At 70.8% G+C, this 21,579-nt stretch carries 23 protein-coding genes and 1 pseudogene; 16 read left to right on the top strand and 8 right to left on the bottom strand.

The genetic code is table 11. The features are described from left to right. From pepN to R6V09_RS18315, 5 genes are all read right to left on the bottom strand, one after another. Positions 1-2,038: aminopeptidase N (pepN, locus tag R6V09_RS18340; protein ID WP_317882482.1), on the bottom strand; the 2,038-nt coding region annotated here is incomplete at its 3' end. A gap of 47 nt (positions 2,039-2,085) precedes the next feature. After that, complete coding sequence (locus tag R6V09_RS18335) at positions 2,086-2,640, bottom strand: response regulator (protein WP_317882481.1); 555 nt, start codon at positions 2,638-2,640, stop codon at positions 2,086-2,088. Between the two features lie 153 nt (positions 2,641-2,793). Beyond that, positions 2,794-3,144: a chorismate mutase gene (locus R6V09_RS18330; RefSeq protein WP_093625585.1), complete on the bottom strand. Its 351-nt coding sequence runs from the start codon at positions 3,142-3,144 to the stop codon at positions 2,794-2,796. A gap of 11 nt (positions 3,145-3,155) precedes the next feature. Next, complete coding sequence (locus R6V09_RS18325; protein WP_327095899.1) at positions 3,156-3,437, bottom strand: AraC family transcriptional regulator; 282 nt, start codon at positions 3,435-3,437, stop codon at positions 3,156-3,158. 4 nt (positions 3,438-3,441) lie between these two features. Next, the gene (locus R6V09_RS18315; RefSeq protein WP_019070961.1) at positions 3,442-3,681 is read right to left on the bottom strand and encodes a hypothetical protein; all 240 of its coding nucleotides are present in this window, start codon (positions 3,679-3,681) and stop codon (positions 3,442-3,444) included. A gap of 209 nt (positions 3,682-3,890) precedes the next feature. Between R6V09_RS18315 and R6V09_RS18310 the strand changes: the two genes are divergently transcribed. The 10 genes from R6V09_RS18310 to mug all read left to right on the top strand — a co-directional run bounded on the left by R6V09_RS18310 (position 3,891) and on the right by mug (position 14,480). Continuing rightward, positions 3,891-4,721, top strand: coding sequence for an ABC transporter ATP-binding protein (locus tag R6V09_RS18310; protein ID WP_317882480.1), 831 nt, complete (start codon positions 3,891-3,893; stop codon positions 4,719-4,721). Between the two features lie 11 nt (positions 4,722-4,732). Continuing rightward, on the top strand, positions 4,733-7,303 hold the full coding sequence (locus R6V09_RS18305) for an ABC transporter permease (protein ID WP_317882479.1): 2,571 nt from the start codon (positions 4,733-4,735) through the stop codon (positions 7,301-7,303). Between the two features lie 66 nt (positions 7,304-7,369). Further along, positions 7,370-8,281, top strand: coding sequence for an LLM class F420-dependent oxidoreductase (locus tag R6V09_RS18300; RefSeq protein WP_317882478.1), 912 nt, complete (start codon positions 7,370-7,372; stop codon positions 8,279-8,281). Next, positions 8,274-8,699, top strand: a complete 426-nt coding sequence (locus R6V09_RS18295; RefSeq protein ID WP_317882477.1) for a GNAT family N-acetyltransferase — start codon at positions 8,274-8,276, stop codon at positions 8,697-8,699. Before R6V09_RS18300 ends, R6V09_RS18295 begins: the two co-directional genes overlap by 8 nt. Before the next feature lie 150 nt (positions 8,700-8,849). Further along, entirely contained in the window at positions 8,850-10,214 is a 1,365-nt protein-coding gene (locus R6V09_RS18290) for a hemolysin family protein (protein ID WP_317882476.1), read from the top strand. Next, positions 10,211-11,224, top strand: a complete 1,014-nt coding sequence (locus R6V09_RS18285; protein ID WP_317882475.1) for a hemolysin family protein — start codon at positions 10,211-10,213, stop codon at positions 11,222-11,224. Before R6V09_RS18290 ends, R6V09_RS18285 begins: the two co-directional genes overlap by 4 nt. Positions 11,225-11,291: 67 nt before the next feature. Further along, complete coding sequence (locus R6V09_RS18280) at positions 11,292-12,074, top strand: SGNH/GDSL hydrolase family protein (protein WP_317882474.1); 783 nt, start codon at positions 11,292-11,294, stop codon at positions 12,072-12,074. A 6-nt stretch (positions 12,075-12,080) separates the two neighbouring features. Next, entirely contained in the window at positions 12,081-12,422 is a 342-nt protein-coding gene (locus tag R6V09_RS18275; protein WP_317882473.1) for a DUF4326 domain-containing protein, read from the top strand. A gap of 73 nt (positions 12,423-12,495) precedes the next feature. Further along, positions 12,496-13,938: an adenylosuccinate lyase gene (purB, locus tag R6V09_RS18270; protein WP_317882472.1), complete on the top strand. Its 1,443-nt coding sequence runs from the start codon at positions 12,496-12,498 to the stop codon at positions 13,936-13,938. Continuing rightward, a complete protein-coding gene (gene mug, locus R6V09_RS18265; RefSeq protein ID WP_317882484.1) occupies positions 13,935-14,480 on the top strand; it encodes a G/U mismatch-specific DNA glycosylase in 546 nt (181 codons plus the stop codon). The genes purB and mug overlap by 4 nt, the downstream gene beginning before the upstream one ends. A gap of 37 nt (positions 14,481-14,517) precedes the next feature. On the opposite strand, the gene R6V09_RS18260 is transcribed toward mug, so the two are convergent. Further along, the gene (locus R6V09_RS18260; protein ID WP_317882471.1) at positions 14,518-15,240 is read right to left on the bottom strand and encodes an ABC transporter permease subunit; all 723 of its coding nucleotides are present in this window, start codon (positions 15,238-15,240) and stop codon (positions 14,518-14,520) included. Between the two features lie 2 nt (positions 15,241-15,242). Then, entirely contained in the window at positions 15,243-16,163 is a 921-nt protein-coding gene (locus tag R6V09_RS18255) for an ABC transporter ATP-binding protein (protein WP_317882470.1), read from the bottom strand. Positions 16,164-16,271: 108 nt separating this feature from the next. Between R6V09_RS18255 and R6V09_RS18250 the strand changes: the two genes are divergently transcribed. From R6V09_RS18250 to R6V09_RS18240, 3 genes are all read left to right on the top strand, one after another. Continuing rightward, positions 16,272-17,426 carry a sensor histidine kinase gene (locus R6V09_RS18250; RefSeq protein ID WP_317882469.1) on the top strand — a complete coding sequence of 385 codons (1,155 nt, stop codon included), beginning with the start codon at positions 16,272-16,274 and terminating at the stop codon, positions 17,424-17,426. Positions 17,427-17,440: 14 nt separating this feature from the next. After that, positions 17,441-18,103 (top strand): response regulator transcription factor, encoded by a 663-nt coding sequence (locus tag R6V09_RS18245; protein ID WP_317882468.1) that lies wholly within the window; start codon positions 17,441-17,443, stop codon positions 18,101-18,103. A gap of 99 nt (positions 18,104-18,202) precedes the next feature. Beyond that, positions 18,203-19,357, top strand: a complete 1,155-nt coding sequence (locus tag R6V09_RS18240) for an ROK family transcriptional regulator (RefSeq protein ID WP_262061833.1) — start codon at positions 18,203-18,205, stop codon at positions 19,355-19,357. 197 nt (positions 19,358-19,554) lie between these two features. On the opposite strand, the pseudogene R6V09_RS18235 reads toward R6V09_RS18240, so the two are convergent. Then, positions 19,555-19,899: pseudogene (locus tag R6V09_RS18235) on the bottom strand (UTRA domain-containing protein); the annotation flags it as partial. Here R6V09_RS18235 and R6V09_RS18230 point away from each other — a divergent pair. The 3 genes from R6V09_RS18230 to R6V09_RS18220 all read left to right on the top strand — a co-directional run. Further along, positions 19,795-20,307 carry an amidase family protein gene (locus tag R6V09_RS18230; protein ID WP_317882483.1) on the top strand — a complete coding sequence of 171 codons (513 nt, stop codon included), beginning with the start codon at positions 19,795-19,797 and terminating at the stop codon, positions 20,305-20,307. The pseudogene R6V09_RS18235 and the gene R6V09_RS18230 overlap by 105 nt on opposite strands. A gap of 2 nt (positions 20,308-20,309) precedes the next feature. Beyond that, positions 20,310-20,528 carry a hypothetical protein gene (locus tag R6V09_RS18225; RefSeq protein WP_317882467.1) on the top strand — a complete coding sequence of 73 codons (219 nt, stop codon included), beginning with the start codon at positions 20,310-20,312 and terminating at the stop codon, positions 20,526-20,528. Between the two features lie 144 nt (positions 20,529-20,672). Then, positions 20,673-21,579, top strand: a 907-nt coding sequence (locus tag R6V09_RS18220; RefSeq protein ID WP_317882466.1) for an SPFH domain-containing protein, incomplete at its 3' end; no start/stop codon positions are given.

Below are 21,579 nucleotides of genomic sequence, written 5' to 3'. Positions count from 1 at the left end.
GGCCCAGGACGCGCCAGCGCAGCTCGGGGTCCAGCTCGGGGCCGCCGGGCACGGTGCCCTCGGCGAGCCAGGCGGCGATGGTGTCGGGGTGGGCGGCGACGTCGATGAAGTGGCGTACGGCGATGAGGCGCAGGCCGGGGTTGGAGCCGTCCTCGGTGCGGCGGATGAGGTCGCGGCACAGGGCGGTGAGGGTGGCGAGGGCGACCGGGCGGGCCTCGGGGGTGAGGTAGCGGTCGGTGACCTGGGCGGCGGCGAAGGCGAGGACGCCCTGGACGAGGGCGAGGTCCGTCTCGTGCGGGAGGTGGGCGCGGGCGGCGTCCAGGTAGGTGGAGGGCGGCAGTTGGCCGTCGCGGACGGCGTCCCGCAGGGCGTTCCACACGACCGCGCGGGTGAGGGGTTCGGGGAGGCCGGCCAGGCCGGTGCGGACGGCTTCGAAGGAGTCGGGGTCGAAGCGGACCTTGGCGTAGGTGAGGTCGCCGTCGTTGAGGAGGAGCAACGCCGGGCGCTTGCCGAGGGGTTGGGGCTCGCTCTGCGGGACGTCGAGGTCGAGGCGTTCGCGCAGGACGAGGCAGCCGGCGTCGCGGTCCTGGTCGTAGAGGCCGACGGCGATGCGGTGGGGGCGGCTGCCCGCGCGGTCGACGGTGAGGGTGTGGGTGCCGTCCTCGGTGCGGGTGATGGTGGGGGTGAGGGTGTCGACGCCGGTGGTGCGCAGCCAGGCGTCGGCCCAGGCGTGGACGTCTCGTTCGGTGCCCGAGGCGAGGGAGTCGATGAAGTCGGCGAGGGTGGCGTTGGCGAACTTGTGGCGGGCGAAGTGGGTGTTGATGCCGGCGAGGAAGTCCTTCTCGCCGAGCCAGGCCACCAACTGCCGTAGCGCGGAGGCGCCCTTGGCGTACGAGATGCCGTCGAAGTTGAGGAGGGCGGAGGCGGTGTCGTCGACGTTCTCGGGGGCCACGGGGTGGGTGGAGGGGCGCTGGTCGGCGTCGTAGCCCCAGGCCTTGCGGACGACGCCGAAGTCGGTCCAGGTGTCGGTGAAGCGGGTGGCTTCGGTGAGGGTCTGGTAGCCCATGTACTCGGCGAAGGACTCGTTGAGCCAGATGTCGTCCCACCACTGGAGGGTGACAAGGTCGCCGAACCACATGTGGGCCATCTCGTGGGCGATGACCATGCCGCGGGTCTGGCGCTCGGTGTCGGTGACGGCGGAGCGGTAGATGAACTCGTCGCGGAAGGTGACCAGTCCGGGGTTCTCCATGGCGCCGGCGTTGAACTCGGGGACGAAGGCCTGGTCGTAGGAGTCGAAGGGGTAGGGCTCCTCGAACTTCTCGTGGTAGCGGTCGTAGCACTGGCGGGTGATGTCGAGGATCTCCTCGGCGTCCGCGTCGAGGTGGGGGGCCAGGGAGCGGCGGCAGTGGATACCGAAGGGCAGTCCGCGGTGTTCGGTGCGCACGGAGTGCCAGGGGCCGGCGGCGACGGCGACGAGGTAGGTGGGGATGAGGGGGGTGGTGGCGGCCTGCCAGCGGCCTTCGCCGAGGTGTTCGGTGATGCCGTTGGCGAGGACGGTCCAGCCTTCCGGGGCCTTGATGGAGAGGTCGAAGACGGCCTTGAGGTCGGGCTGGTCGAAGGCGGCGAAGACGCGCTGGACGTCGTTCATGAACAGCTGGGTGTAGAGGTAGGTCTCGCCGTCGGTGGGGTCCGTGAAGCGGTGCATGCCCTCGCCGGTGCGGGAGTAGCGCATGCTCGCGTCGACGCGCAGTTCGTGCTCGCCGGTGGTGAGGCCGGTCAGCGGGAGCCGGTTCTCGACGAGTTGGTCCGGGTCGAGGGGGTGGCCGTCCAGGGTGACGGAGCGCAGCTCGGCGGGCTTGAGCTCGACGAAGGTGTCGGTTCCTTCTTGATCCCCGCGAACGGTGAACCGGATGACGGTGCGGGAGTCGAAGGTGTCTTCGCCCGTCGTCAGATCGAGTTCGATCGTGTAGCGGTGGACGTCGAGGAGCCTGGCACGGGTCTGCGCTTCGTCGCGCGTCAGTACGGACATGGTGGACATGCTGCCTGATGGCACTGACATGGCACAGAGCAGGTCCGGTACGCGGCCTATGTCCGGTCGGGGGTGGGGGTGGTGGTGGGGGTGTTCTGGGCGTCACGCTGGTAGGGCACGCGCGCGTCCGGGTTCGGCGGGGACGGGTGAGGCAGGGCCGGGCCGGGGTCGGGCGGGTCCTTGAGAAGGGCGCGCAGTTCGCGGACCTCCTGTTCCAGGGCCTGGTGGCGCTGGTGGGCGTCGTAGAGGTAGCGGATCTTGGTGCGCAGGGTCCAGGGGTCGACGGGCTTGGTGATGAGATCGGCGACGCCGAGGCCGAAGGCGGCGGCGGTCAGTTCGGGGTCGAGGCCGAAGCCGGTGAGGAGGACGACGGGGATGTGCTGGGTCTGTTCGAGGCGGCGCAGGTAGCGGACCACGTCCAGGCCGCTGACGCCGGGCATGCGCACGTCGAGCAGGAGCAGGCCGACCCGGCCGCGGAGCACCTGCTTGAGCGCCTCGTCGCCGCTGGTGGCACGGGCGAGCCGGTAGCCCAGCGGGGCGAGGGCGCTCTCCAGCGCGTACAGCGTGTCCTCATGGTCGTCGACGATGAGGATCCTGGCATCCGACGGCATGACCCGAGGTCCCTCCCGCGTGGGACAACCAGCTTATGACGCAGGCGCTGACGGGGTGTGCCCGTCGGCTGACAAGGAGTGCACATGCAGGTGCACAGCGCAGCATCGCCCCGAACACACCCCGGTGTCACGCCCCTTACGGGTCCGGCGGAGTCAGTTCGCCGTGGGTGAACCGCCGTTCACGGCGTCCTCCGCGATGCGCTCGTGGTGCCGGATCACCTCGGCGATGATGAAGTTGAGGAATTTCTCGGCGAACGCCGGGTCCAGCTTGGCGTTTTCGGCCAGGGTGCGCAGGCGCTCGATCTGGCGGGCCTCTCGGGCCGGGTCGGCGGGCGGCAGCCGGTGGGTGGCCTTGAGGAAGCCGACCTGCTGGGTGGCCTTGAAGCGTTCGGCGAGCATGTGGACGACGGCCGCGTCGATGTTGTCGATGCTGTCGCGCAGCCTGGCCAGTTCCTCGCGCACGGCGGGGTCGACGTCACCGGTTCCGTTGTTGCTGGTGGTCATGGGCGACCACCCTACGTGGAGTGCGCCCACCCGATCATCGGCGGATCGGCGGGATCGGGCACCTGGTCGCTCCAGCCGCCGGGGACGGCGCGGCCCTGCTGGGCGCGGAAGCGGACGGGGGGCATGCCGACGCGGCGGGTGAACAGGCGGGAGAAGTAGGCGGGGTCGTCGTAGCCGACGCGGCGGGCGACGGCGGCGACGGGCGCGCCCCAGTCGGTGACCTGGGGGTCTCCGGGTGTGTTGTGTTCGGCGAGCATCAGCAGCCAGGCGAGGTCGATCCTGAGGTTGTTCAAGGGATCAGCGGCGACCTTCGCGGGTGCTCTTCCCGTCGGTGCCGAACTCGTCGGCGAAGACGGACTCGTACTGCTTCATGAAGTCGGCCGCGGCTTCGACGAACGTGTGGCCGACCTCGCCGGTGTCCTGTCTGACCAGCTCTTCTATGTAGCGGTTGACGCTCATGCCACGGGCCAGGGCACGTTCACGTGCCGCGCGGGCGGTGCCCTCGTCCACGCGTACGTTCAGCTGGGTCTTCGCCATACCTAGACGCTAGCGCCGAATCGCTAGCAGACGCAAGGGCTCGTCCGGCGGGTGGAGAGTGCCCCTTACACCGGTCTCGGGGGCCCGACCTGGGGCGGAGGCCGCCTCGGCCGCACGGAGGATATCGGGTGTGCGGCGCGTCACACTAGGCTCGGCCGGAAGTACGGAGTCGGGCACGTCCACGAGCGAGGGAACTCCAGGAGGCCGTCTTGTCCACACCTGCAGCGGAGCACGCCCCGGGTCAGGCCTCGGCCGACCGGATCGCGGCCCGCGCCCGCGGTCTGACCAAGGCGTACGGCTCGGGCGAGACCACCGTGCTCGCCCTGGACGCGGTGGACGTGGACATCGCGCGCGGCCGTTTCACCGCGGTCATGGGACCTTCGGGCTCCGGGAAGTCCACGCTGATGCACTGCCTGGCGGGGCTCGACACCGTCTCGGCCGGGCAGGTGTGGCTCGGCGACACCGAGATAACGGGCCTGAAGGACCGCGAGCTGACCCGGCTGCGCCGGGACCGGATCGGGTTCATGTTCCAGTCGTTCAACCTCATCCCGACCCTCAACGCGGCCGAGAACATCACGCTGCCCATGGACATCGCCGGGCAGCAGCCGGACCAGAAGTGGCTGGACCAGGTCATCGACACGCTGGGGCTGCGGGACCGGCTCAAGCACCGGCCGTCCCAGCTGTCCGGGGGCCAGCAGCAGCGGGTGGCCTGCGCGCGGGCACTGGCCTCCCGGCCCGAGCTGATCTTCGCGGACGAACCGACCGGCAACCTCGACTCGCGGGCCGGTCTGGAAGTGCTCGGCTTCCTGCGTGACGCGGTCGACGGCCTCGGGCAGAGCGTGGTCATGGTCACCCATGACCCGGGCGCCGCCGCCCACTCCGACCTGGTGCTCTTCCTCGCGGACGGGCGGATCGTGGACGAGATGGAGCGGCCCACGGCGGAGGGCGTGCTGGAGCGCATGAAGCGGTTCGACCTCGCGAGGGGCCAGTTCGACGGCCCCTCGGAGAACACGACCGACGTAACCCTCGACAAGGACTGAGGACTGAAGCCGTGCTGAAGGCGACCCTCCGGAGCTTCCTCGCGCACAAGGGAAGGCTGCTGCTCTCGGCGCTGGCCGTCGTGCTGTCCGTCGCGTTCGTCGCCGGCAGCCTGATCTTCTCCGACACGGTGACCCGCACCTTCGACCGGCTCTTCGCGTCGACGTCCGCCGACGTGACCGTGGAGCCGAAGCAGGACCTCAAGTCCTCGGTGCCCACCGGCGCGACCGAGACCGTGCCCGCCGCGCTCGCCGGGCAGGTGGCGAAGGTGGCCGGGGTCGCCGCGACGCACGCCGACGTGTCCGTGCAGAACATCGTGGTCGTCGACAGCAAGGACAAGTCGGTCGGGCCGACCACGGGCGCGCCCACCATCGCCACCGACTGGTACCTCACCGACCGCAGCCCGGTGAAACTGACCTCGGGACACGCCCCGCAGGGCGCCGGCCAGGCCCTCCTGGACGCGGACACCGCCGACAACAAACACGTCAAGATCGGCGACACGCTGACCGTGCAGGCGCAGCCCGGCAGCTTCAAGGTCGAGATCGTCGGCATCGCCACCTTCACCACCACCAACCCCGGTGCCGCGCTGGTCTTCCTCGACCCCGCCACCGCGAAGTCCCAGCTGCTGGGCGCCTCCGACCGTGCTACGAGCATCTCGGTGGACGCGGCCAAGGGCGTGACCGACGCCGTACTCAAGCAGCGGGTGGCCGCCGCGATCGGTTCGTCCGGTTCCTACGACATCAAGACCGCCGACGAGCAGGCCAAGTCGGCCGCCGCCGACCTGGGCGGCTTCCTGGACGTCATCAAGTACGTGATGTTGGGCTTCGCAGGTATCGCGGTCCTCGTCGGCGTCTTCCTGATCGTCAACACGTTCTCGATGCTGATCGCCCAACGCACCCGCGAACTGGGCCTGTTGCGTGCCCTCGGCGCCGACCGCAAGCAGGTGCGGCGCTCGGTGCTCACCGAGGCGCTGCTGCTCGGCCTGATCGGTTCGACGCTGGGCCTGGCGGCCGGTATCGGACTCGCGGCCGGGCTGATCAAACTCATGACCGCGTTCGGCATGAACCTCAAGACCACGGAGATGGTGGTGAGTTGGCCGACTCCCGTGGCAGCGTACGTCGTTGGCGTCGGCGTCACCTTCGTCGCCGCGTATCTCCCGGCCCGGCGGGCCGCGACGGTCTCGCCGATGGCGGCTCTCGCGGACGCCGAAGTCGCCGGTGTGGGGCGGCCGTTGAAGGTGCGGGCCGTAGTGGGTTCGATCGTCGGCGCGATCGGGGTGGCCGCGCTCGCGGGCTGCGCCGCCGCGACGAAGACGGCCTCGGCCGCCTCTCTCCTGGGGCTCGGGATCGCGCTGACCCTGATCGCGACCGTGATCGCGGGCCCGCTCCTGGTCCGCCCGATGATCCGGGTGCTGGGCGGCGCCTTCCCCGCCCTCTTCGGCTCGGTCGGCCGGATGAGCCAGCGCAACGCCCTGCGCAACCCGCGCCGTACGGGCGCCACCGCGGCGGCCCTGATGGTGGGCCTGGCCCTGGTCGGCGGGATGTCGGTGGCGAGCGCCTCCATGTCCAAGTCCTTCGACCAGCAGATCGACAAGACCCTGGGCGCCGACTTCGTGATCCAGAACGGCAGCTTCGTGCCGTTCTCCAATGAGGTCACGGACCATGTGCGCGCCACGGACGGCGTCGGACTCGTCGTCCGCGCCCGCTTCGCACCCCTCGCGGTCCGGCTGCCGGACGGCAAGCGGGTGGAGACTACGGCCGCCGGTTACGACACCCCGCTCGACGCTGTCGCCCACATCAAGTACGCGCAGGGCAACACGACTTCGGCGCTCGCCGCCGGACACCTCGCCATGGACGTCGACTTCGCGAAGGACCACGGGGTACGGCTCGGCAGCGTGCTCCCCGTCGAGTTCCCGGGCGGACGCACCACGCAATTGACGGTGGGCGCCCTCAGCGACCAGGACTCGGCGGACGGGTTCGGGACGCAGGGCGGGCTCTTCTTCGGGATCGCCACGGCCGAGAAGTACGTCCCGAACGGCCAGGACTCCGCCCTGTACGTGAACGCCGTCTCCGGCACCGGCGCCGACCAGCTCCGCAAGGCGCTGGACACGACGCTGAAGCCCTATCCGCAGGTGCAGGTGCGCGACGAGGCCGACTACAAGAAGCTGGTCCACGACCAGATCGCCGTACTGCTGTATCTCGTCTACGCGTTGCTCGGGCTGGCGATCGTCATCGCGGTGCTCGGCGTGGTCAACACCCTTGCCCTGTCGGTCGTGGAGCGCACCCGCGAGATCGGTCTGCTGCGCGCGATCGGACTCGGACGGCGTCAGCTGCGCCGGATGATCCGGCTGGAGTCGGTGGTGATCGCCGTGTTCGGCGCTGTCCTGGGACTCGGGCTCGGACTGGTGTGGGGCGTCTGCGCTCAACAAGTCCTGGCACTGCAGGGCATGAAGGCGCTCGCGGTGCCGTGGACCACGATCGTCGCGGTGGTGATCGGCTCGGCGGTGGTGGGCATCGTCGCGGCCCTGCTGCCGGCGCTGCGCGCCTCCCGGATGAACGTGCTGGCGGCCATCGCGCACGAGTGATGGAATCGCGACAGCCACTCAAGTCACCTGACGCCCTCTCAGGTCCTCTGCCGTCGAGGAGAGTTCATGCCGCGCCCGTTCCGCTTCGGGGCCAGTCTGCTCACGTCCGCGCCCGCCGACGAGTGGCGCGCCAGATGCCACCGGGCCGAGGAGCTCGGCTACGACGTGATCCTGGTCCCCGACCATCTGGGCATGGTCGCGCCGTTCCCGGCGCTGGTCGCGGCGGCGGAGGCGACCGAGCGGCCACGGGTGGGCACGTTCGTGCTCAACGCGGGCTTCTGGAACCCCACTTTGCTGGCCCGCGAGGTGATGACCACCAACGACCTGACGGGCGGACGCCTCGAACTCGGGCTCGGCACCGGCTACGTACAGGCGGAGCACGACACGGCGGGGCTGCTCTTCGGTTCGCCGCGGGAACGGGTGGACCATCTGCGGCGCACGGTCGACGAGTTGACGCGGCTGCTGAAGACCACTGAGCCCCGGGTGCCCTTGCTCCTCGGCGGCAACGGCGACCGTATGCTGCGCCTGACCGCCGAGCACGCGGACATCGCGGCGTTCACGGGTGCGAGCCTGGAGCCGGGCAGCACAACGGGCAAGCTGGCACCGGTCGACGCCGCCGAGTTCGGCCAACGGGTGGGCCGGTACCGGGAGTTCGCGGCCGGCCGCGGGGAACCCGCCGAACTCAACCTGCTGATCCAGCTCGTGGCGGTCACCGACGACCCCGCGGGCGCGCTCCGGCCGCTGCTGGAGCGCCGGCCCGACCTCACCCTGGAGCAGGTCCTCGACCTCCCCGTCATGCTGGTCGGCACCCTGGACCACATCACCGCGAGGGTGCGCGCGCTGCGCGACCGGTACGGGTTCTCCTACCTCACCGTGCTGGAGCCGTACATGGAGGCGTTCGCACCGGTCGTCGAGGAACTGCGCCGAAACCCGCTCGCCGAGCCCGCCCACCCTCTGCTTGGCTCTTCCCATGAGTGATCTTCATATCCGCAGTGCGGCCCGCACCGACATCGACGCCGTCCTGGCGTTCTGGCGCGAGGCCGCCGAAGGGACAAGCATCAGTGACGACCGCGACGGCGTGGCCCGGCTCATCGACCGGGACCCGGACGCGCTGATCCTCGCGGAACGCGACGGGCGGCTCGTCGGGTCCGTGATCGCCGGCTTCGACGGCTGGCGCTGTCACCTGTACCGGCTGGCCGTGCACCCGGAGCAGCGCCGCCGGGGCATCGGCTCGGCGCTGCTCACGGCGGCCGAGGAGCGGTTCACGGCGCTGGGCGGGCGCCGCGGGGACGCGATGGTGTTGGAACGCAACGAGACCGGGCAGCATGCGTGGCACGCGGCGGGGTACGTACGCGAGGACCACTGGCGGCGCTGGGTGAAGCACCTCACCACCTGACCGCTTTGCTCATCCTTTACCATTGGTGGACGACCCGGAACTTCTGCATCTCCTCGAAAGGTGTGAGCGTCCGCCCATGGGCGAGCCTCCCAGTACGCGACATCGCGCGAACCTCCCTGCCCTGTCCGATCATGGGACGGAGGTGACCCGATGACCGAAGTGCTTCTGCTGCTGGTGGCGATTCTGCTGTCGCTCCTCTGCGGTGCCTTCGTCGCGGCCGAGTTCTCGCTGACCACCGTGGAGCGGGGTGAGCTGGAGCGGGCGGTCGAGCGCGGCGAGCGGGGCGCCTCCGGTGCCCTGAAGGCCGTACGGAATCTGACCTTCCAGCTCTCCGGCGCACAGCTCGGCATCACCGTCACCAACCTGGTCGTCGGCATGCTCTCCGAGCCGTCGATCGCCGCGCTCATCGCGGGCCCCCTGGAGTCGCTGGGCATCTCGCACTCCGCGTCGAAGTCCGTCGCGCTGGTGCTGGGTACGGCGCTGTCGACGGTGTTCCTGATGGTCGTCGGCGAGCTGGTGCCGAAGAACTGGGCGATCTCCTCGCCGCTGGCCGTGGCCAAACGCGTGGGCAACGCGCAGCGCTGGTTCAGTGCCGCGTTCCGTCCGTTCATCAGCCATCTGAACAACACGGCCAACCACGTGGTGCGGGCCTTCGGCCTGGAACCCGCCGAGGAGCTGGCCTCCGCGCGCGGGCCGCAGGAGCTGGCCGCACTGGCCCGGCACTCGGCCAAGGAGGGCGCCCTTGAGCCGGACACCGCCGAGCTGTTCGTCCGGACCCTCAACCTCGCCGACCTCACCGCGGAGAACGTGATGACGCCCCGCGTCCAGGTCGTCGCCCTCGACGCCCAGGCGACCTGCGAGGACGTGGCCAACGCGACCCGGGCGACCGGGCTGTCCCGGTTCCCGGTCTACCGCGGCAGCCTCGACGACGTCGTGGGCACCGTGCACATCAAGGACGTCCTGGCGGTACCGGCGGATCAGCGGGCCCGCTTCCCCCTCTCCGACGTGCTGCGCGAACCCCTCCTCGTCCCGGAGTCCCTCACCGTGGACCGCCTCCTGGACCGGCTGTCCGGCAAGCGCACGATGGCCGTCGTCATCGACGAGTACGGCGGTACGGCTGGCGTCGCGACCCTGGAGGACATCGTCGAGGAGGTCGTGGGAGAGGTACGGGACGAGCACGACCCGCACGAGACGTCCGACCTGGCCCCGGCCGGGACGGACGACGGGGGCCGCACGCTGTACTCGGCGGACGGTGCCGCCCGCATGGACCAGCTCGCACGCGTCGGGCTGCGGGCGCCGGAGGGGCCGTACGAGACACTGGCCGGTCTGGTCGCCACCGAGCTGGGGCGGATTCCGGAGGTCGGGGACACCGTCGAGGTCGCCGGGTGGCGGATCGACGTGGTGGACGCCTCGGGGCGCCGGGCCGCGCGGCTGCTGCTGCACGCGCCGCTCGACGCATCCGGTCCTGACTCCGACTCCAGCTCCGGCTCCGACTCCGCGAAGGGGGAGCTGTGATCGCCGTGCAACTGCTGATCGGGTTGGCGACGCTGGTCGTCAACGCCTTCTTCGTGGGGGCCGAGTTCGCGCTGATCTCGGTGCGCCGCAGCCAGATCGAGCCGCACGCCGAGCAGGGCGACCGGCGCGCGAAGAGCGTGCTGTGGGGTCTGGAGCACGTGTCCGTGCTGCTGGCCGCGGCCCAGCTCGGCATCACGCTGTGCACGCTGGTGCTCGGCATCGTCGCCGAGCCGGCGATCGCGCATCTGCTGGAGCCGGTGTTCCACGCGGTCGGCGTCCCGGAGAGTGCGGGCCACGCGGTGTCCTTCGTGATCGCGCTGGCCGCGGCGACCTATCTGCACATGCTGCTCGGCGAGATGGTGCCGAAGAACATCGCCCTGGCCGAGCCGGTGCGCAGCGCGCTGCTGCTGGGACCGCCACTGGTGACGCTGTCCCGGGCACTGCGCCCGGTGATCTTCACGATCAACGCGTTCGCCAACACGCTGCTCAAACTGCTGCGGGTCGAGGTCAAGGACGAGGTCACGGCGACCTTCTCGGACGCCGAACTCGCCCGGATCGTCAGGGACTCCGGCGCGGCGGGCCTCATCGACGAGCGCGCCCGGGAGCGGCTGAACGACGCGCTGGAACTGGGCAGCAGGCCGGTACGGGACGTCGTACTCCCCCTGGAACGCGTCGACTACGTGGTCGCCGGCATCACACCGGCCGAGCTGGAGGTGCTGTCGGCCGAGTCCGGCTTCTCCCGCTTCCCGGTGGTGGACGCCGAGCGCCGCATCATCGGCTACCTCCATGTCAAGGACGCGCTCGACGCGTCGCCGCGCGACGAGCCGTTCAAGGTGGAGGACATGCGCTCCATCGCGAACATCCGCGAGAGCACGCCCATGGACGACGTCCTCACCGCGATGCGCAGCGGCCGTACGCACCTCGCGGCCGTCCTCGACGAGGAGGGCAGGCTGACCGGTCTTGTGACCATGGAGGACGTGCTGCGGGAGCTGTTCGGGCAGCGGGCGTGACCCCGGCCCCTGATCGGGGAGGGGGACCGACCGGCGGGTATGGACGCGGGATATCATCTCCGTCGCCATGCAGACGAATCCCACGCACACCAGCCTGGTCGCGATCGGCGACTCCTTCACCGAGGGCATGTCGGACCTGCTCCCGGACGGCACCTACCGGGGCTGGGCCGACCTCCTCGCCGGCCGGATGGCCGCCCGGACGCCCGGCTTCCGCTACGCCAACCTCGCCGTGCGCGGCAAGCTGATCGCGCAGATCGTCGACGAACAGGTCGGCCCGGCAGCCGCCATGCAGCCCGACGTGATCACGCTGGTCGGCGGCCTGAACGACACCCTGCGCCCCAAATGCGACATGGGCCGGGTGCGCGCACTGCTGGAGGAGGCCGTCGAACGCCTCACTCCCGCCTGCAAGCAGCTGGTTCTGATGCGCAGCCCCGGCCGCGAGGGCCCGGTCCAGCAACGCTTCCGGCCGCGCATGGAGGAACTCTTCGCCTGCGTGGACGACCTCGCCGACCGGCACGGTGCCCTGGTCGTCGACCTGTACGGCGCACCCTCGCTCGCCGACCAGCGCGCCTGGGACGTCGACCGTCTCCACCTCACGGACGATGGCCACCGCCGCGTCGCCGAGGCAGTGTGGCAGACCCTCGGCTACGAGGCGGAGGACCCGGAGTGGCGCACCCCGATGCCGCCGACCCCGCCCCCGAACTGGACCGCCCGCCGCATCGAAGACGTCCGCTTCACCCGCCAGTACCTCCTCCCCTGGATCGGCCGCCGCCTCACCGGCCGCTCCTCGGGCGACGGCCTCTCCCCCAAGCGCCCGGACCTCCTCCCCTACGAGGGCCCGGCGGCGTAACTCCTCATGACCACGCGGGTGCTCAACATCAGGGGCCACATCCACGACTTCGGCCCCCGCCTGGAACGCGTCCCCGAGGACCTCGTCTACGTCGGCCGCCGCTGGACCCTCGGCGGCTGGGACCTCCCCCGCCACCCGCTCTACAACCCCTTCGCCTACGACACCGCCACGCGCCGTCGGGACGGCACGCGCGCGGAGGTGATGGCGAAGTACCGGGCGTATCTGCTGGCCCGCTCCGATCTGCTGGCCCTGGTGCCGGAGCTGCAGGGACGGACGCTGGCCTGCTGGTGTGCGCCGCTGCTGTGCCACGCGGAGGTGCTGGCCGAGCTCGCGGACTCGGGACGGTGACGGAGGTCTCGTAGCTTCCGACGAAGGAGACTGTGGCGCTGGCCTGCACGAACCGCCAGTAGAATCTGTCTACGTGACTTCCGCTCCCGCCAAGCCCCGCATCCCGAACGTCCTCGCCGGACGTTACGCCTCCACCGAGCTCGCCACGCTCTGGTCGCCCGAGCAGAAGGTGAAGCTGGAGCGGCAGCTCTGGCTCGCTGTGCTGCGGGCCCAGAAGGACCTCGGGATCGAGGTGCCGGACGCGGCGATCGCGGACTACGAGCGCGTTCTCGGCCAGGTCGACCTGGCCTCCATCGCCGAGCGCGAGAAGGTCACGCGGCACGACGTGAAGGCGCGGATCGAGGAGTTCAACGACCTCGCCGGGCACGAGCAGGTGCACAAGGGCATGACGTCCCGCGACCTGACGGAGAACGTCGAGCAGTTGCAGATCCGGCTCTCGCTGGAGCTGATGCGCGACCGTACGGTGGCCGTCCTGGCCCGTCTCGGCAAGCTGGCCGGCGAGTACGGCGAGCTGGTCATGGCCGGCCGCTCGCACAACGTGGCCGCGCAGGCCACCACCCTGGGCAAGCGCTTCGCGACCTCCGCCGACGAGCTGCTCGTGGCGTACGGCCGGGTCGAGGAGCTGCTCGGCCGCTACCCGCTGCGCGGCATCAAGGGCCCGGTCGGCACGGCGCAGGACATGCTGGACCTGCTCGGCGGTGACGCGGCGAAGCTCGCGGAGCTGGAGCAGCGGATCGCCTCCCACCTCGGTTTCTCGCAGGCGTTCACCTCGGTCGGCCAGGTGTACCCGCGCTCGCTGGACTACGAGGTCGTGACCGCGCTGGTGCAGGTCGCGGCGGCGCCCTCGTCGATGGCGAAGACGATCCGGCTGATGGCCGGGCACGAGCTGGTCACCGAGGGCTTCAAGCCGGGCCAGGTCGGTTCCTCCGCGATGCCGCACAAGATGAACACCCGCTCCTGCGAGCGCGTCAACGGCCTGATGGTCATCCTGCGCGGCTACGCGTCGATGACCGGCGAGCTGGCGGGCGACCAGTGGAACGAGGGCGATGTCTCCTGCTCGGTGGTGCGCCGAGTGGCCCTCCCCGACGCGTTCTTCGCGCTCGACGGGCTGCTGGAGACGTTCCTGACCGTGCTCGACGAGTTCGGCGCGTTCCCGGCGGTCGTGGCGCGTGAGCTGGACCGCTATCTGCCGTTCCTCGCGACGACCAAGGTGCTGATGGCCGCGGTCCGCGCGGGCGTCGGCCGTGAGGTCGCGCACGAGGCCATCAAGGAGAACGCCGTCGCCTCCGCGCTGGCGATGCGTGAGCAGGGCGCCGAGCGCAACGAGCTGCTGGACAAGCTCGCCGCCGACGAGCGGATCCCGCTGGACCGCGCCCAGTTGGACGCGCTGATGGCCGACAAGCTGTCCTTCACGGGCGCCGCCGCCGACCAGGTCGCCGCCGTGGTCGCCCGTGTCGAGGAGATCGCGAAGCAGCACCCGGAGGCCGCGGGCTACACCCCGGGGGCGATCCTCTGACCCGCTTCACCCAGGCCGAGCTGGAGGCCGCCCGCGACCGTCTCGTACCGGACGTCGTCGCGGACGGCCTCGCCGTGCTGTTCTGCGGCATCAACCCCGGTCTGATGACGGCGGCCACGGGCCATCACTTCGCCCGTCCCGGCAACCGCTTCTGGCCGGTGCTGCAGCTGTCCGGCTTCACACCGAGGCTCATGAAGCCTTCGGAACAGGGCGAGTTGCTGTCGTACGGGCTCGGCATCACGAATGTGGTGGCGCGGGCGACGGCACGGGCCGACGAGCTGAGCGCGGAGGAGTACCGGGAAGGCGGGCAGTCACTGGCGTCGAAGCTGACGGGGTGGAGGCCGCGGTGGCTTGCGGTGCTGGGCGTCACGGCCTACCGAGCTGCATTTGACGACCGTCGGGCTCAAGTGGGGCCGCAGGAGCGGATGTTCGGGGACACGCGGGTGTGGGTGCTGCCCAATCCGAGCGGGCTGAACGCGCATTGGACGGCGGCGACGATGGCCGAGGAGTTCGGGCGGTTGCGGGACGCCGCACAGGGCTAGCGATCCAACCGCACGGGGCTAGCGGTCCAACGGCTGGTCAGGCGTCCCGGCGCCGCACACTCCACGACCCGGCCGCCAGCGCCGCCGCCGTCCACAGCGCTGTCACCGCGAGCCCGGTCCAGGGACCCATCGCGCCGTCCCAGGTCTCGTGCAGCGCCACCTGACCGGCTCGGTCGGGCAGCAGGTCCGCGATGTTGTTCGACATGTCGCCGACCACGAAGGACACGATCAGCAGGAACGGGATGAGGATGCCCAGCGTCGCCGCACCGCTGCGCAGCAGTGCCGTGAGACCGGCCGCGAACAGTGCCATCAGCGTGAGATAGACGGCGCAGCCGACGACACCGCGCACCTGCTCCACCCAGCCGAGCCCGTCGGCCTCGGCACCGAGCACCGCCTTGCCCACCAGCAGCGTCACCAGACCGGTGACCAGGCCGACGGCCAGCACGGGTACGGCGACCGCCGTCGCCTTGGCCGCGAACCAGCGCCCCCGGTGCGGCACCGCGGCGAGCGACAGCCGTAGCGCTCCGCCCTGGAACTCGGAGGACACGGCGGCCGTGCCGAAGGCGATCGCCGCGATCTGTCCGAAGGCCACGCCGAAGAAGACCGAGAAGAGCGGGTCGAAGTCGTCGCCGCCGGTGTCGGACGAGGCGAGTGCGGAGAAGAGCGCCGTCACCGCGAGGATCGTGGCGAGGGACGCGATCTGGGAGCGCAGGGTACGGATCTTGATCCACTCGGAGTGGAAGACGGGCGTGAATGCCATGGTCAGGCCTCCTGGTGCTGGGCGGTGAACTCGGTCTCGGTGGCGGTCAGATCGAGGTAGGCCTGCTCCAACGTGCCTTCCGTCGAGGTCAGTTCGAGGATGGGTACGCCTGCTGCTGACAGCAGGGTGCCGATCTCGTCCACGCGTGCGTGCGTCACGGTCCAGTGCCCGTCCTCGTGTTCCACGGCATCGTGACCGTGCCCGGCGAGCGCGGCCTTGAGGGCGCCCGCGTCCGTCGTACGGATGCGTACGTGGGGCTGCACGCGCGCGTCGATGAAGTCCCTCATGGGGGTGTCGGCGAGGAGTCGGCCGCGGCCGAGGACCACGAGGTGGTCGGCGAAGGAGGCGGTCTCGTTCATCAGGTGGCTGGAGACCAGGACCGTGCGGCCCTCCGTCGCCAGTCGGCGCAGCAACTCCCTGATCCAGACGATGCCTTCGGGGTCGAGGCCGTTCGACGGCTCGTCCAGCAGGATGACTTCGGGGTCACCCAGGAGGGCACCCGCGATGCCCAGCCGCTGCCGCATGCCCAGGGAGTACGTCTTCACCCGGCGCCGCGCGACCGACGCGAGTCCCGTCTCCTCCAGCACCGCGTCGACCCGGGCGGCCGGGATGCGGTTGCTCGCCGCCAGGGCCCGCAGATGGTCGCGGCCGGTGCGGGAGCCGTGGGCGGCCTGGGCGTCGAGCAGGGCGCCCACGTGGCGCAGCGGCTCGGTGAGTTCGGCGTAGGGGCGGCCTCCGACGGTGGCGGTTCCGGAGGTGGGGCGGTCGAGGCCGAGGACGAGGCGCATGGTGGTGGACTTTCCGGCGCCGTTGGGGCCGAGGAAGCCGGTGACCTTGCCGGGCCGGACGTCGAAGGTGACGTGGTCCACGGCTCGCCGTGTGCCGTACTCCTTGGTGAGGTCTCGTACGTCGATGCTGGTCATGACCAACAGCCTGGCCGTTCAAGGGGGTTGGGACCTCCCCCGCCGGTGGAGATCGTCTCCCCCGCCCGGGGGAGGCCGATTGTCAGTGCCGGCTGTCACGATGTCGGAATGGCCCGCTTCCTGCGCCCGCTGCTCCAGGGGACGACGTACACGCGTCTGCTGCACCTCTGGGTGCCGATGCTGCTCACCAGCGTGTGGATTTTCGTGAGCCCGCAGACCCCGTACGTCCCCGCGCTCGCGCTGATCCCGGTCGCCCTGATCCCGGCCGTGCGGACGGGTGAGGGAGTACAGGCGCACCTGCTACTGACGCCGGGTCGGCGGGACCCGAGCATCTCCGTGGCGCCGTCGGCGACCTGGCGGGACCGGGGCCGGACCGTGCTGTGGCTGGAAGCCCGGATGGCGCTGGGCTGGGTGACCGCGGGCGCCTGCGTCTGGCTGCCGATCATCTCTTTTCAGCTGATCGAGGTCGCACGCGGACGCGTGCCCGACGACGTATGGATTCTCAAGGAGGCGGCACCGCACGGGTGGTACGCCTTGTTGGCGCCCCTCCCTCTGATCGCCCTGTACGCCGCCATTGTCGGCCTCGGCGAGTTGGCCACGCTGCTGGCCCGGAAGTTGCTCGGCCCCTCCCGCGCGGAGCGGCTTGCCGCCCTGGAGGAGCGCACCGAGCAGTTGCTGGAACGCACGCGTATCGCGAGGGAGTTGCACGACTCCATCGGTCACGCGTTGACGGTGGCTGTGGTGCAGGCGGGTGCCGCCCGGACGGCGGGCGACCCGGAGTTCACCGAGCGGGCGCTGAGTGCCATCGAGGAGACCGGCCGGGCCGCCCTGGAGGACCTGGAGCGGGTGCTGGGCGTGTTGCGGGAGGCGGAGCGGCCGGTGAGCAGTCGGCCGACGCTGGTGGACACCGACCGGCTGCTGGAGTCGGCGCGGGCCTCCGGGGCGAAGGTCGACGCGGAGGTGACCGGGCCGTTGGAGACGGTGCCGGGGCCGGTCTCCAGGGAGGGTTACCGGATTCTCCAGGAGGCGCTGACCAATGTGATCCGGCATGCGGGGTCCGTCCCCGTCCGGGTCCGTATCGACGTCGCCGACGGCACCCTCGACCTGGAGGTCCGCAATCCACTGACAGCGGCGATAGCAGGTCCGGGCCGGGGCAGTGGGCTGCGGGGCATACGCGAGCGGGCCGCGCTGCTCGGCGGCCGGGCGCATACCGGTCCCCACGAGGGTGACTGGCAGGTGCACGCGGAGCTGCCGCTGAGCTGATCTAGGGTGGCCGGATGCCGGTCACCGTTCTCCTCGTCGATGACGAACCCCTCGTACGCGCGGGTCTGCGGGCCGTGCTGGAGGCGCAGCCGGACATCGAGGTGGTCGGGGAGGCCGCCGACGGGGCGGCGGTGATCCCGCTGGTGCGGCAACTGCGGCCCGACGTGGTCGCCATGGACGTACGGATGCCGCTCCTGGACGGTATCGAGGCCACGCGCGCGGTGCTGCGGACGGTCGAGGACCCGCCGAAGATCCTGGTCATCACGACCTTCGAGAACGACGAGTACGTGTACGAGGCGCTGCGGGCCGGTGCCGACGGGTTCCTGCTGAAGCGGGCCCGGCCGGCCGAGATCGTGCACGCGGTGCGGCTGGTGGCCGAGGGCGATTCGCTGCTGTTCCCGGCGTCCGTGCGGCAGTTGGCGGCGGAGTACGGCGACGACGGCGGGAACCGGGCGGCCCGCGCGGCGCTTGAGCGGGCCCGGCTGACCGAGCGCGAGGCCGAGGTGCTGCGGCTGATGGCCAGGGGTTTGTCGAACGCGGAGATCGCCGCCCGGCTGGTCGTCGGCACCGAGACGGTGAAGTCGCATGTGAGTGCCGTACTGGCGAAGTTGGGGGCGCGGGACCGTACGCAGGCGGTGATCGCGGCGTACGAGTCGGGGTTCGTGGCGCCCGGGTGATCCGGTGGGGCTCGTGGGTCCGGGGCGCCCGGCACTCGCCGGGGTCCGCCGCGCCGAGTACGATCCGCCCAACACGCGCACGAGCTGGGAGGACAGACCTTGGCGGGGCTGACCGGCGGGGACCCCTCGCTGCTGCGGAGGATCAACTCCGCGGTGGTGCTGCACGCGTTGCGTGCCACGGACTGCGCCACGCTGACAGAGATCACCCGGGTGACCGGTCTGTCCCGGCCGACCGTCGAGGGCGTCGTCGAGGGACTGATCGAGGCCGGGCTCGTCGTCGAGAAGGCGGCCGACGAGAGCGTTGTACGGCGCCAGGGGCGGCCCGCGCGGCGGTTCAGGTTCCGGGCTGAGGCCGGGCATCTGCTGGGCCTGGAGATCGGCGCACATCGCGTCGCCGTGCTCCTCGCCGATCTGGACGGCCGGGTGCTCGGCGCCATCGCCAAGGACGTCGACGAGACGGCTTCGGCGGACGAGCGCCTGGAGCGACTGCGCACGGCGGTCGCCGAGCTGCTGCGCCGGGCCGGAGTGGCACGCGGCTCACTGCGGGCGGTGGGCGTCGCCACACCGGGCATCGTCGAGGCGGACGGCACCGTACGGCTGGGCACCGCGCTGCCCGAGTGGACGGGACTGCACCTGGGCGAGCGGCTGAGCCGCTCCTTCAAGTGCCCGGTGCTGGTCGAGAACGACGCGAACGCGGCGGCGGTCGCCGAGCACTGGAAGGGCGCGGCGACCGAGTCCGACGACATGGTGATGGTGCTGGCGGGGCTGAGCCCGGGCGCCGGTTCGCTGATCGGGGGGCGGCTGCACCGGGGGTATCGCGGGGCGGCCGGTGAGATCGGCGCGCTGCATCTGCTGGGCCGGGACGTGACTCCGGAGACGCTGCTGTCCACGACGGACGAGCCGCTGCATCCGTTGGACGAGCAGGCTGTGGCACAGGTCTTCGCGCTGGCGCGGGACGGTGACCAGCGGGCCCGCGCGGCCGTCGACCGCTTCATACAGCGCCTTGTGCACGATGTCGCCGCGCTGGTGCTGGCGCTCGATCCTGAGTTGGTCGTCGTGGGCGGGTGGGCGGCCGGTCTGGACGGTGTACTGGAGCCGTTGCGGCGGGAGTTGGCGCGGTATTGCCTGCGACCGCCGAAGGTGGCCCTGTCGTTGCTCGGAGAGGCGGCTGCGGCAACTGGGGCGCTGCGGTTGGCTCTTGACCATGTTGAGGAGCAGCTGTTCGCGGTCGAGGGTACGGTGACGCGGCGCTAGCTTGGCGGTGGGGTTGTTTGTCGGCTGCGGCGCCGTTGTGGCTGGTCTCGCTGGTTGTTTGTCGGCTGCGGGTTCGTTGTGGCTGGGCGCGCCGTTCCCCGCGCCCCTTTGGGGCGATGCCATCCCCGGTGCGTACAAGAAAAACGCGTTGCGCCCCGGAGAAGTTCCGGGGCGCAACGCGATGAACTGTGACCGGGTCAGGAAGCCTGGCGTTCCGGGCCGTGGTGTATTTCTACGCCGCCGGAGTCGGCGAAGGTCAGGCGGCAGGTGTCCGCGCGGTAGGTCGCGACGGAGACTGCGGCGGTGCGGCCCTCGGCGAAGAAGCGGGTCGTGACGACGAGAACAGGGGCCCCGGGAAGGCGGTCCAGCTCCTTGGCGTCGTCCGCGCGGGCCGAGCCGAGTTCGACGGCGCGGTCCTGCCCCTCCAGTTCGAGGCGCTGCAGCTCACGCAGCACGGCACGCGCGCGTGCCGTCGCGGACGGAGTGTCTATCGCGGAGAGGTCGGGCACCGACGACTCCGGGATGTAGAGCTGCTCGGCGGCGCCCCGCTGCGGGCGGCCCGGCGCGCGGAGGCGACCCTGCACGACCGGTTCGGCGCGTTCTTCGGGATGTACGACCTGGTCCTCGCCCCGACAACTGCCGCTCCCCCGCCGCCGGTCGGCGCGATGCTCGACCTGGACGGCCTGGCCACCGACCGCGCGATGATCGCAGCCTGTCCCTACGCCTGGCCGTGGAACATCCTCGGCTGGCCCGGCGTCAACGTCCCCGCGGGCTTCGTGGCGGGCGGACTACCCGTCGGCGCCCAGCTGTTGGGCCCCGCGAACAGCGAACCCGTCCTGCTGTCGCTGGCCGCCCAGCTGGAGGCGGACCTGCGCTGGCACGAGCGGTGGCCGGAGCCGATCGGCACGGATTCCCCGGCGGCACAGCCCAGTTCGGCCCGTACCCTGTGACCATGGAAGACGCTTCGATGGTCGGGCTGATGGGGCGGGTCACCGGGACGGTCGGACCCGGGCTCGTCGGTGAGGTGATCGTCCGGGTGCGCGGCGGCGCCGAGCACTTCCTCGCGTACGCCGCCACCGGCACGGGCCGGATCGAGCGGGGCACCGTGGTGATGGTCGTGGAATATCTCCCGCCACGTACCGTCTACGTAACGGAGGCGTACGACAGTTGAGCATGCTCCCCCGCAGGTGAGAGCCGTTTCAAGGGCGTTCGCGTCAAGATTGCAACAAGGATCCGTCAACGTCTGTACCCCGGTGTCGCGCAGGCGCACACTCCCTTCGTTCGGTGCCGAAAGGGCACCATCAAAAGGGGGCGTATGCCGATGGTCATCGGCGTCGTAGCGGGGGTGGCGGTTCTCGCCGTTCTCGTACTGATCGGTCTGTTCAAGTCGATGTGGCGGGTCGCCGAGCCCAACGAGGCACTCATCATCTCCGGCTCGAAACACCGTACCGAAGGCCTCGAAGAGGGCATGGGGTTCCGCATCGTCACGGGGCGCGGCACGCTGGTGCTGCCGGGTGTGCAGGCGGTGCGCAAGATCTCGCTGGACCTCAACGAGACCGAGCTGCACGTGGATTGTGTGACCACCCAGGGCATTCCGCTCAAGGTGCGGGGCGTGGTCATCTTCAAGGTCGGCGACGACTTCGTGTCGATCGCCAACGCGGGCCGTCGTTTCCTCGACCAGCAGAAGATGATGTCGGAGCGGGTGCACAACGTGTTCGCCGGTCATCTCCGGTCCATCGTGGGCGGGTTGACGGTCGAGGACATGATCCGCGACCGGGAGAAACTGACCGGCCAGACCCGTGCCGCCTGCGGTACGGAGATGGAGAAGCTGGGCCTGATCGTGGACTCGCTGCAGATCCACGAGATCGAGGACCCGACCGGGTACATCAAGAACCTCGCGATGCCGCACGCCGCCGCCGTACAGCGGGACGCGCGCATCGCGCAGGCCGAGGCCAACCGGCTGGCCACCGAGGCCGAGCAGAAGGCCGCGGCACGGATGTCGGAGGCCACCCGGGACAGCGAGATCCTGCAGGCCGGCTATCAGGCCGAGCGCGACAAGGCGGCGGCGAAGGCCCGGCAGGCCGGACCGCTCGCGGACGCCGGCGCCCGGCAGGACGTCGTCGTGCAGGAGACCCGGATCGCCGAACTCGACGCCCTGCGCCGGGAACAGCAGCTCCAGGCGGACGTCCGCAAGCCCGCGGACGCCCAGGCCTACGAGACCC

This window comes from Streptomyces sp. W16 (genome assembly GCF_033194735.1).
Classification (GTDB): domain Bacteria; phylum Actinomycetota; class Actinomycetes; order Streptomycetales; family Streptomycetaceae; genus Streptomyces.
This window is presented reverse-complemented; position numbering and strand designations above follow the sequence as displayed.